9 protein-coding genes are annotated in these 11,620 nt (G+C 67.6%); 7 read left to right on the forward strand and 2 right to left on the reverse strand.

The genetic code is table 11. The annotated features are described in order from the left end of the window. Positions 1-237 precede the first annotated feature (237 nt). Positions 238-531: a YcgL domain-containing protein gene (locus ASD68_RS14250; protein WP_040670630.1), complete on the forward strand. Its 294-nt coding sequence runs from the start codon at positions 238-240 to the stop codon at positions 529-531. Between the two features lie 91 nt (positions 532-622). Continuing rightward, entirely contained in the window at positions 623-4,087 is a 3,465-nt protein-coding gene (locus ASD68_RS14255) for an ankyrin repeat domain-containing protein (RefSeq protein ID WP_056607927.1), read from the forward strand. Between the two features lie 125 nt (positions 4,088-4,212). Here ASD68_RS14255 and ASD68_RS14260 read toward each other — a convergent pair whose 3' ends face one another. Next, a complete protein-coding gene (locus ASD68_RS14260) occupies positions 4,213-6,036 on the reverse strand; it encodes a monovalent cation:proton antiporter-2 (CPA2) family protein (protein WP_056607929.1) in 1,824 nt (607 codons plus the stop codon). Between the two features lie 103 nt (positions 6,037-6,139). Between ASD68_RS14260 and ASD68_RS14265 the strand changes: the two genes are divergently transcribed. After that, entirely contained in the window at positions 6,140-6,931 is a 792-nt protein-coding gene (locus tag ASD68_RS14265; RefSeq protein WP_056607931.1) for a glutaminyl-peptide cyclotransferase, read from the forward strand. A gap of 275 nt (positions 6,932-7,206) precedes the next feature. On the opposite strand, the gene hemB is transcribed toward ASD68_RS14265, so the two are convergent. Then, entirely contained in the window at positions 7,207-8,199 is a 993-nt protein-coding gene (hemB, locus tag ASD68_RS14270; protein WP_056607932.1) for a porphobilinogen synthase, read from the reverse strand. Positions 8,200-8,377: 178 nt separating this feature from the next. On the opposite strand from hemB, the gene glk reads away from it, so the two are divergent. From glk to ASD68_RS14290, 4 genes are all read left to right on the forward strand, one after another. Beyond that, positions 8,378-9,403 carry a glucokinase gene (glk, locus tag ASD68_RS14275; protein WP_056607934.1) on the forward strand — a complete coding sequence of 342 codons (1,026 nt, stop codon included), beginning with the start codon at positions 8,378-8,380 and terminating at the stop codon, positions 9,401-9,403. Between the two features lie 179 nt (positions 9,404-9,582). Further along, a complete protein-coding gene (locus tag ASD68_RS14280; protein WP_056084503.1) occupies positions 9,583-10,266 on the forward strand; it encodes an HAD family hydrolase in 684 nt (227 codons plus the stop codon). Positions 10,267-10,362: 96 nt separating this feature from the next. Further along, positions 10,363-10,698: a hypothetical protein gene (locus ASD68_RS14285; protein ID WP_056608098.1), complete on the forward strand. Its 336-nt coding sequence runs from the start codon at positions 10,363-10,365 to the stop codon at positions 10,696-10,698. A gap of 206 nt (positions 10,699-10,904) precedes the next feature. Then, positions 10,905-11,606 carry a hypothetical protein gene (locus ASD68_RS14290; protein WP_156458428.1) on the forward strand — a complete coding sequence of 234 codons (702 nt, stop codon included), beginning with the start codon at positions 10,905-10,907 and terminating at the stop codon, positions 11,604-11,606. Positions 11,607-11,620: the final 14 nt, after the last annotated feature.

Here is an 11,620-nt window from a genome sequence, read left to right on the forward strand (position 1 = left end):
TGTTCGTACGGGGCCCGGTTCGGGGTGGTAGTTCTGTATAAATTAATACAATCGTTTGAACGACCTTTGGGCACTTTGCCCACTCTGCCAAGCAGTTGCAAGTGTGGCAGCAGCAATGTCCACGGCCCGCAAACACGGTTTCCGGAGCAAACGGGGCGGGGCCTGTCGCAGACGGCCAGGCTGGCAGGTTCAGGTGGTACCGTGGAGAATCGCCGCACCCCCTTCCGGATGCCCGCCATGCCCTGTTTTGTCTACGCCAGCCTGCGCAAACACGACAGCTACGTGTGGCTGGCCGAGCGCGATGCGTTCGACGTATTGCCCGAATCGCTGATGCTGTTGCTGGGCGAATTGCGCTTCGTGATGGAGGTGCAACTGGACGAGCAGCGCAAGCTGCCGAACGAGGACACCTTGCAGGTACTCGATCACCTGCGCACCCAGGGCTGGCATCTGCAGGTGCCGCCGCAGGAAACCCTGGCCGCCGCCAACCACCCGGCCTACCGACGTGAACTCCACGGCGACCGCGACGATTGAAGATCACCGGCGGATACGCGGCCGGGAGCGCACGCGCACGCGTTAACGCTGGGTTATCGTCTGGATTCGTCACGGTTTCTATACTGTCGGCATGACCCTGCCCAAATCGCGACGCCGCCCGCCCCTCCCGCATGCCCTTGCCTGGTTCATTCCGGGGCTGCTCGCCGTCGCCGCCGCCGGCCTGGCCACCCACCCGCTGACGCTGATTCCGCTGCTGCTGGCCAACGCGCTGACGATGGCCGCCATCTGCCACGCGATCGGCTTCGACCCGGAACCCCGCTTCGTACGGACGGTGTTGCGCCGGGGCGCGGCGCACCTGGTGATGTTCACCGGCTACACCGCACTGGTGTTCGTGCTGGTGGCGTGGCCGATGCTGCAACTGAACCTGTCACACGGGCTGAGCGCCGCGCTGGCGCTGGCGGCCACCTGCGTGATTGCGCTGGCGGTGCTGTGGCGGCTGTGGCCGGCGTTCGGGCTGGTGTTCGTATGGGATGACGCCTACCCGCAACAAAGCGACGGCTCGTGGATTTTCACCGCCACCTTGCGCAGCCTGGCGTTCGGTCGCCACCTGTCCAGCGAGGAGCGTTTTTTCAGCCACTTCCTGCCGGCGGCCTTTTCGCTGCTGGTGATGGCGTTCGTGGCCATCGCGCTCACCGGGTTGTACGGCGTGCTGCCCTCGGAGCTGCGCATCGCCGCACTGGCCGTCTATGGCGTGGTGGTACTGCCGCTGGGCTGCCTGGTGGTAGCCAACCGCACCTTGCGTGCCCTGCTTTGCACGCGCAGCGGCAAGGGTCGCAAACGGCCTCTGCTGGCGGACGATGTGGAAAATCCGCCGCGCCCGGCACCGGTGCCGTTGAACGAACAGGAGCGCATCGCCGGCACGCCCGAGCAGGCCCAGGCCTTGCTGGCGGCGACCCGCGACGGCGACATCGAGCGGGCGCTGGCGCTGATCGAGGCCGGTGCCGATCCGGATACCGCGCCCGATCCCGCCGATCGCGACCAGCGCCCCGTGCTCATGCTGGCGGCGCTACTGCCGGACACCCGCCTGCTGCGCGCGCTGATCACCCGCGGCGCCGACGTCAATCGCGCCTCCGGCGGGCTGACTCCGCTGCTGGCCGCCACCCGCGACAGCCGCCACGGCCGGCCCGAGGCGGTACTCACGTTGTTGGCCAATGGCGCCAGCCCGACCGTCACCGACGCCGAAGGCAACACGCCGCTGCATGGCGCCGCGTTGAGTGCCGAACCCGGTGTCGCGGCAATGCTGCTGGATGCCGCCGCGCCGATCAACGCGCTGAACAAGGCCGGCATCAGCCCGCTGGCCGGCGCCTGCCGCGCCGCCAACTGGCCGCTGGCCAAATTCCTGCTGGAACACGGTGCCAAACCCGCCCCCGCCGATGGCGAACCGGCACTGGTCGCCGCGGCGGGCATCGCCGACGACGACATGGCCGGGGTGAAGCTGCTGCTCAAGCATCGCGCGGCGGTCAACGCGGTCGATGCCCGCCATCGCAGCGCGCTGCAGGCCGCCGCCGCGGAAGGCCACGAACAGATCGCCCGCGCCCTGCGCGCTGCCGGTGCCGACGTCAACCTGGTCGACCAGCACGGCAGCACGGCGCTGATGGAAGCTGCCCGCGCCGGCGCCTGTGGCGTGGTGCAACTGCTGGCCGAGGCGCAACCGGACGCGCGCCAGCGCGACGAACACGGGCGCGACGCGCTGACCCTGGCCTGCCAGTCGCCGCACGCCCACGCCGAAACCGTCCGCGCGCTGCTGGCGCTCGGCGCCGAACCCAAACTCCCCGGCAGCGACGGCCGCAGCGCGCTCGACCATGCCACCGCCGCCGGCCGCTGGGATCTGGTGGCGCTGCTGGACCCGGAAACGCCGCTGCCCGCCAACCTCAGCCACGACACCCTGGCCGAGGGTTCCGACACACCGGCGCATCTGCTCGATGCGCTGCGCTTCGGCCATTGGGCCGTGGTTTCCGGCTTCGCCGAGCGTGTGCGCCAATGGCCGCCCGCCGAGCTGGCGCAGCTGTATCTGCAACTGGCCACCCCCGGCCTGCGCCATGCGCGGTGCTGGCTGCTGGATCACGGCCTCGACGCCGAAGCGCGCCTGCCCACACAGCAACTGGACGACGCCGAAACCGATGCCGGCGATCCGACCGAAACCGCTTTTTCACCGCTGGGGCGGCGGCTGTTCGACGCCCTGCTGCAGCGGCTTCCGGGTTCGGCCGAGGCGGTCGGGGAATTGCTGCAGGCCGGCGCAAGCCCGGCCGGCGCCGGGCTGCTGGCGCAGGCCCTGGTGCGGTTGCACGGCAGCACCGACTTCAACGCGCTGCCGCTGGAAATGCTGGAGCGCGGCGCCGACCCGTTCGGCCCCGATGCGCGCGAACGTTCGCCGCTGCATCTCGCCGTGGTCAACGCGCAAACCGACGTACTGCAAGCATTGCTGGCGCGCGGTTGCGATCCGAACACCCGCGACCGCGAAGGCCGCACGCCGCTGTTCGCCGCACTCGAGCACGGCCCGCAAGCCCTGCCGCTGGTGCGCCTGCTGATCGCCCATGGCGGCAACCCCGAGGCCGCCGACGCCAACGGCGAAACCCCGCTGGGCCTGGCGTTGGAAGACCCCGCCATCGAGCGCTGGCTGAACTGGGCCGACTGGCGCCTGCCGCGACGCCCGCTGCGCGCCGGCGACCTGCCGCTGGCCGCAGCCGCCGGCGCCACCGCCGCGGTGCAGCGGCTGCTGGAACTCGGCTTCGCCGTAGACACGCCCGACCCGCACGGCGCCACCGCGCTGCTGCACGCCTGCGGCGCCGGCCATCGCGACATCGCCAACCACCTGCTCGATGCCGGTGCCGATGCCACGCTGGCCGCCAGCAATGGCGTAACGCCGCTGGGCGCCGCCGTGGCGGCGCGCCGCGAAGTCCTGGTCAATTTGCTGCTGCAACGCGACGTGGCCGTCGACCAGCGTCTGCCCAACGAAGCGACCGCGTTGATGGTGGCCGCCGCGATGGGTTATCCGGAGATCGTCGAAATGCTGCTGGAGGCGGGCGCCGAACTCGGCGCCGTCGATGCGCGCGGACGTGGCGCCTTGCATGCGGCGGCGCAGTTCGGTTTCGAGCACAACGACAGCCTGCGGGCACGGCGCCTGTTCGACGTGCTGCTCAAGCACGGCGCCGACATCAACCGCGCCGACAACGAAGGCATGACGCCGCTGCTGTTGCTGCTGGGCGCGCAGTTGCGGCCGGGCAGCGAATGCGACGCCACCCACATCGGCGCACTGGTGCCGGTGCTGCTGGAAGCCGGCGCGCGCGCCGGGCATGCAGACCAGCGCGGCGTCACCGCGCTGCATGCCTGCGCGATGCACGCCCTGCTGCCGCCGGCCCGCGTATTGCTGTCACGCGGCGCCGATCGCAACGCGGCCGACGCGTTCGGCCGCACCGCCGCCGACGTAGCGCGGCAACTGGGTTACATCGACATCGCCCACGAACTGGCCGCCCGCGCCAGCGCCATCCCCAGCGTGCGACAGACCCTGCGCCAGCCGGCACAACCGGCCGACTGAGCACCGTCTTCCCTTCTCCCGCTGCGCGGGAGAAGGTGCCGCAGGCGGATGAGGGCGCTCTTGCCTTTATGCTGCAAGCAGAGCGTTTTGGACGGCTAAACGCTGCCGTTGATTGACTCCTTCCCTCAGGACTCCTCGGGCCGCACCGTGCCTTTCTCGCGCTCCCGTTCCGCCCCCGGCTCCGCATCGGCTTCGAACAGCTTCTGCAGGTCGACCAGCGCATCGCGGGTGCTTTGTATCAGCTTGGTTTCGTCGTCGTAGACCAGTGCCTGCTTTTTCAGCAGGTCCTCGTCGTAGCGGCGAAACCGCTCCACCCGGTCGACCGCGAATTCATCCGTCAGGCCCAGCGCCTCCAGCGTCTTGAGGGTCATCTTGAGGCTGGAATGGAAGGTTTCGCGGATGGGCTCGTCCACGCCCATGTCCATCAGCCGGAACACGTGCTGGCGATTGCGCGCGCGGGCGATGATCTTCAGGTGCGGGTATTGCCGCTTCACCAATCGCGCCGTGCGCAGGTTTGCTTCGGGGTCGTCGGTGGCCAACACGAACACTTCGGCCTTTTCCGCCTGCGCCGCGCGCAACAGCTCCGGCCGCGCGGGGTCGCCGAAAAACAGGTTGATGGTGCCGAAGCGGCGCGAGACATCGACCTGCTCGGCCGAATGCTCCAGCGCCACGAACGGAATGCCCTGCGCGCGCAGCACGCGGGCGATGATCTGGCCCATGCGACCGAAGCCGGCGATGATCACCCGCGGCGTATCGGTATCGATCGCGTCGAACTCGCGCGAAGGCTTTTTCGGCCCACGCTGCAGGCCCCGCGACGCCAGCACCACCAATAGCGGCGTCAGCGCCATGGTCAGCGTGATCGTCAGCACCAAGGCATCACGCTGGGCCACGGCGATCAGGTGCTTCTCCGCCGCCAGGCGCAGCACCACGAACGCAAATTCGCCGCCGCAGGCCAGCAGCACCACCAGGCGCAGCGTGTCCGAGCGGTTGAGCCCGCCCAGCAAACGACCCAGCGGCCACAGCAGCAGGCCCTTCAGCACCAGCAACGCCGCGACCAGGCCGAAAATCAGCCCGGGCCGTTTCAGCAGCAGCGACAAGTCCATCGACATGCCCACGCTGATGAAGAACAGCCCCAGCAGCAGGCCTTTGAACGGCTCGATGTTGGATTCCATCTCGTGCCGGTATTCCGAATCCGCCAGCAGCATGCCGGCCAGGAACGCGCCCAGCGTGGCCGACAACCCCGCCAGCTCCATCAGAAAGGCCACGCCCATCACCACCAGCAAGGCGGTGGCGGTAAACACCTCCACCGAATCGGCGCGCGCCACGAAACGGAATACCAGCCGCAACAGGTAGCGACCACCCACGCCCACTGCCACGATCACCGCCACCGTGCGCGCGATCGCCAGCAGGTCGAAACTCTGCGCCGTCGACGAGGCCAGCAACGGCACCGCGGCGATCAACGGGATAGCGGCCAGATCCTGAAACAGCAGGATCGAGAAAACCTGGCGCCCGTAGGCAGAGCCGGCCTCCTTGCGCTCGGCCAGGATCTGCAGGCCGAACGCGGTGGAGGACAGCGCCAGGCTGCCGCCCACGATCACCGCCGCCTTGCCGGTAAGGCCGAACAGGTAATACGCCACCGCGCCGATCGCCATGCTGGTGGCCACCACCTGCAGCAAGCCGGTGCCAAACACCGAGCGGCGCATCACCCACAGCCGCTGCGGCGACAACTCCAGGCCGATAACGAACAGCATCAGCACCACGCCGAACTCGGAGATCGTGGCCACGCCCTCGGTATCGCTGACCAGCCCCAGCAACGGCGGCCCGATCACCACGCCGGCCAGCAGATAGCCCAGCACCGAGCCCAGCCGGAACCGCTTGGTCAACGGCACGGCAATGACCGTGGCCAGCAGAAAGACCACCGCCGTCTGCAAAAATTGGTGACTTTCCACGCGTATCCCGGCTTCGTCGCAAGCCTCGATTATTCCATGCGCCGCCCCGGCCGGGGTGACCCGTCACTGACACAGCGGCGCACGGCTCCGGCATCATGGCGCCATGAAACGACTCGCCATGGTTATCGCCTTGCTTGGCACTTCGCTCGTCGGCGCGACGGCTGCCGCCGGCAACGTGCCGGTTTACGGTTACACCGTGACGCACACGTGGCCGCACGACACCCACGCCTACACCGAGGGCCTGTTCTATCTGGACGGCTATTTGTACGAAGGCACCGGCAACGTGGGGCAATCCTTCGTGCGCAAGGTGGACCTGCAAAGCGGCAAGGTGCTGCAACAGCAGGCCACGCCGGGGCCGGGGTTTTTCGGCGAAGGCATCGTCGCCTGGAAGGATCGCCTGATCGAACTCACCTGGCGCGGCCAGCAAGGCTTCGTCTTCGATCTGGCCACGCTGAAACCATTGGCGCGCTTCAGCTACTCCGGCGAAGGCTGGGGACTGACCAGCGACGGCACGCACCTGCTGATGAGCGACGGCACCCCCACCCTGCGCCGGCTCGATCCGGAAACCCTGCAGCAGGTCGGCAGCATCGACGTCACCGCCGACGGCGATCCGCTGCCCAACCTCAACGAACTGGAATGGGTGAACGGCCAGATCTACGCCAACGTGTGGCTGACCCAGCGCATCGCCCGCATCGACCCGTCCAGCGGCAAGGTGGTCGGCTGGATCGACCTGAGCGGATTGGCACCGCGACCCGAAGACACACCCGACCCCGCCAACGACGTGCTCAACGGCATCGCCTACGACGCCACGCATGACCGGCTGTTCGTCACCGGCAAACGCTGGCCGCATGTGTACGAGATTCGCTTGACCGGGCCGCGCGGCGGCGCGCCTTAGCGCCGCACCATGCTCGCAATGCGATGGCTCAAGTCGAAGTATTCGAACCCTGACCTTCCGCATGTAGTGCGCCGCGGAAAGTCCCCCTCACCCCAACCGTTTCGATTTTGTTTTCGAAAGCGATGGAAATCCAGAAAACATCGGAAGCGAATCCTGGCTTCTGGTCCGCACCGATCATGGCTGGAAAATCTCGGCCATCGTGTATTCCATGAACTTCCCTGAGAAATAAAACTGAAGCGCTCCCGCTCGCGATCCATTGTGCCAGTGGGCGGAGTTCACTCCCCGCGCAACCACCGCGCCGCGTCGATCGCGTAGTACGTCAGAATCGCATCAGCCCCCGCCCGTTTCATCGCCGTCAGCGACTCCAGCACCACCGCCTTCTCGTCCAGCCAGCCGTTCTGCGAGGCCGCCTTCAACATCGCGTATTCGCCGCTGACCTGATAGACGAACGTGGGCACGCCAAAAGCGTCCTTAACCCGGCGCAGCACATCCAGGTAAGGCATGCCCGGCTTCACCATCACCGCGTCGGCACCCTCGCTGATATCCAGCTCCACCTCGCGCAGCGCCTCGTCGCTGTTGCCTACGTCCATCTGGTAGGTGTGTTTGTTGCCCTTGCCCAGGTTGGCCGACGAACCCACCGCGTCGCGGAACGGGCCGTAGAACGCGGAGGCATATTTCGCCGAATAGGCCAGGATGCGGGTGTGGATGTGGCCGGCTTCCTCCAGCGCGTCGCGGATGGTGCCGATGCGGCCATCCATCATGTCCGAGGGCGCCACGAAATCCATGCCGGCTTCGGCCTGCGCCAGCGCCATTTTCACCAGCGCCTCGACGGTGGGCTCGTTCATCACGTAGCCGTCCGCATCGATCAGGCCGTCCTGGCCGTGCGTGGTGTACGGATCGAGCGCCACGTCGCCGATCAGGCCCAGATCGGGGTAGGCAGCTTTCAGCGCACGGGTGGCGCGCTGCATCAGGCCATCCGGGTTCCACGCCTCGGCGGCGTCCTCGCTTTTCACCGCGGCGCCCGGCGACGGGAACAATGCCAGCGCGGGGATGCCCAACCGCACGCATTCGCCGGCCAGTTTCAGCAATTCGTCGATCGACAGCCGCTCCACGCCCGGCATCGAGGGCACGGCTTCGCGCTGGCCTTCGCCGTTGATCACGAACGCCACCATGATCAGGTCGCTGGGCAGCAAGGTGTGCTCGCGCATCAAGGCGCGGGAGAAGGGGTCACGACGCATGCGGCGCATGCGGACGGCGGGGAAATTCATGGGTGTGGGCTCGCGAAATCGATAACCGCCATTTTAGCGCCAGGGCGCAAAACGGCGCCCCTGAAACGGCGACTGGAAGGCCTTCAAGGCCCATTCCACCACGTATGGTTGGGTAAAACACTGGACGAACAGCCGCCGCAACGTGCACGCTAGGGGTTTTCCCGTCGTCAGGAAGATCATGAGTCAGCCCAGCCGTACCCCGACCTTGCTCGCCGATCTCGGTGGTACCAACGTGCGTTTCGCACTGGCGGACACCGATCTGACCGCGCCGCTGCTGACCGACAGCATCCGCCGCTACCGGGTAAAGGATTTCGACACCCTGGCCGAGGCGATCCGGCAGTATTTCGCCGACACCGGCTTCAGCGCGAAGCACGCGATCATCGCCGCTGCCGGGCGCATCGCCGACGGCGAGACGGTGCAGATCACCAACAACCCCTGGGCGGTTTCGGCGCAGTTGCTGCGCGACAAGCTGGACATGAACTCGGTGCGGCTGGTGAACGACTTCGCCGCCCAGAGCATGGCCGTGACCCTGCTGACCCCGAAAGACCTGGTGACCGTGGGTGCGCCGCCACTGCCCCGGCTGGGCAGTCATGCCTCGCAGACCTTCGTGGTGATGGGGCCGGGTACCGGTCTGGGCGTGGGCGGACTGTTGCTGCGTGACGGCAGCTGCAGCGTGCTGGAAAGCGAGGGCGGCCACGCCGGCTTCGCGGCGCACACTGCCGAAGACGTGGAGATCCTGCACCGGCTCAACCAGCGCTTCGGTCGCGTCTCCAACGAACGCATGATCTGCGGCAACGGCCTGGTCAACCTCTACCTTGCACTGGCCGACATCGCAGGCCAGCCGGTCGAGGAACTGACGCCGGAAAACATCACCGCCCGCGCCGTCTCCGGCGAAGACCCGCTGTGCGTGCGCACGGTGGAGACGCTGGCCGGCATTTTCGGCAGCGTGGCCGGCGACCTGGTACTGACCATGGGCGGCTGGGACGGCGTCTACCTCACCGGCGGCGTACTGCCGAGCCTGCTGCCGTGGCTGCAGCATGGCGGCTTCCGCGAGCGCTTCGAGGCCAAGGGCCGCTTCCGCGACACCATGGAGCAGGTGCCCACGGTGGCGATCACCCATTCGGAACCGGGCCTGCTGGGCGCCGCCGCGCTGGCGATGCAGGAAACCGGGCACGCCTTGTGGGCTTCTCCCGGGCAAAATTGACAGCGCTATCAGGACCACGCCGGATGCGCTGAAACCACGCTGATGGCAAGCCTGAGGCCGGCATCGACCCGCGACCATCGGCCCGTCTGGACGGCCAATCGCGATCGCACGCGCCTTGTTGTCGCCGCGCTCATCGCCTGACCGTCATACTGGCGTCGACTACTCACTGGAGAACCCCGATGCCACGCAGCGACACTGCTTTCCTGTTCGATCTCGACGGTACGCTGGTCGACAGCGTCTACCAGCACGTGCTGGCCTGGAAGGAAGCGCTGGAGCGCGAAGGCGTGGAGCTGGCGGTGTGGCGCATCCACCGCAAGATCGGCATGAGCGGCGGCCTGTTCGCCAATATCCTGCTGCGCGAAACCGGGCTGGAAATCACCGAAGAGCGCCTCGCGCGACTGCGTAAGTGGCACGCCGAGGCCTACAACCGCCAACACGCGGCAAGCGCCATACGCCCGCTGCCCGGCGCGCGCGAACTGCTGGATTACCTCACCGCGCAGGACATCCCCTGGGCCATCGCCACCAGCGGACGCATGGCGACCGCCGCGGCCAACCTGGAGGCGCTGGGCGTCGACCCGGCCAAGGTGCACGTAGTGACCCGCGACCAGGTGCGCCATGCCAAGCCCGACCCGGACCTGTTCCTGACCGCGGCGCGCCGCCTGGGCGTGGACATCCACCAGTCGCTGGTGATCGGCGACAGCGTGTGGGACATGCTGGCGGCCCAGCGCGCGCATTCGCTGGGCGTGGGCGTGCTGTCCGGCGGCTACGGCCGCGGCGAGCTGCAGGAGTCGGGCGCCTTCCGCGTGTACGACGACCCGGCCGACCTGCTGCTGCACATCGACGAGGTTGCGGCGCGCAACTGAACACCGCAACCGGCAACGGCTTGCTGATGAAAAATTAATTCTCTGCGCAGGCCGCTCGGTTAGGCTTCGAAGCCGCCCTCCGCCACAGGAATGACCATGCGCCGATTCGTCGCCTGTATTCCCCTGCTGCTCTTGCTGACGGCGTGCTCGCCCACGCCGCCGGCCGACGCGCCCACCGCCGCACAGCAAACCCAGCCAGCCAACACCCCACCGGCGAATGCCGCGCTGGGCTCGCCCGGCTGGTACGCGTGGGTCGACCGCACACTGGCCATCAGCGACAACGGCCACGGCCCCGATCACGGCTCCGCCGAATGGAACCAGGCCGTGCAACACAAGCTGGGGCAGGAAGCGCCGCAATCGGAGCCCGGGTCGCCGCAGTGGCAGCAGTCGGTGGATGCGTTGCTGCGCACGCGTGTACCGCCGCAACCGTGACTCCGCGCCCTGCCGGGCACCGCGACGGCGCCACCCGGTAGCACGCACACCCCGCCGGCGGCTTCTCCGGACGAGGTAGGATGAAACGCGTCACGGCGCCCCTTGCCGTGACCGCTTGGCCTGGCAGGCCTCATTCGGGCAGGTCACAAGGAGGTTCCATGAAAAGGTACTGGTCCGGCGTACTGGTCCTGGGCATGGTGGTTTGCATGCCATCGATGGCGTGGAGTGCCAGCGCGGAGAAAGCCTCCGCGGCGGCTGGTCCAGCCACGGCACCAGCGCAGGAACGCGTCTATTGCATGAGCGGCTGGGAGCGCTTCCTCCCCGGCGAGTACTACGCCTGCCGCGCGCGATATCACCTGCAACGCCAGCATCCTTATCAAGCCGTCAAGATGCTCAAGGAAGCGGCCTATTGGGCCAACAAGGACGCGCAGCACGCGCTCGGGCTGGCCTACGTCAATGGCGACATCGCCGGCATCGCAGCCGATCGGCCGCTGGGCATCGCATGGCTGGCGCTGGCAGCGGAGCGCAAGAACAGCGATTTCGTGCGCGACTACACGACAGCCGTGCTTGGCAGTTCGCGAAGCGACGTTTCGGAAGCCTCGAAGATTTACCTGAAGCTGCGCAAGACCTATGGCGACAGCGTCGCCGGGGACCGGGCAACCCGCCGCTTCGTGCGGGAAGTGGAGCCGCTGGACCGTAGCGCGGCCGTCGGCGGCAACATGGTTTACATCGACGGTTTGACGCCACTTCCGCAGGGCGCCTTTTCCCTGTCGCGGAAAATCCACAAGGAGGCCGAGAGGTTCTTCGAAGGATTGCAGGGCACCGTTACAGTCGGCGTGCTTGAGCGCGTCCAGGCACCGTCGCCCGCGTTGCGGGAGCAATACAAGGCCGATTTGCCCGAAAAGTAGCCCCGCGCCAGGTT

Source organism: Rhodanobacter sp. Root627 (genome assembly GCF_001427835.1).
GTDB lineage: Bacteria > Pseudomonadota > Gammaproteobacteria > Xanthomonadales > Rhodanobacteraceae > Rhodanobacter > Rhodanobacter ginsenosidimutans.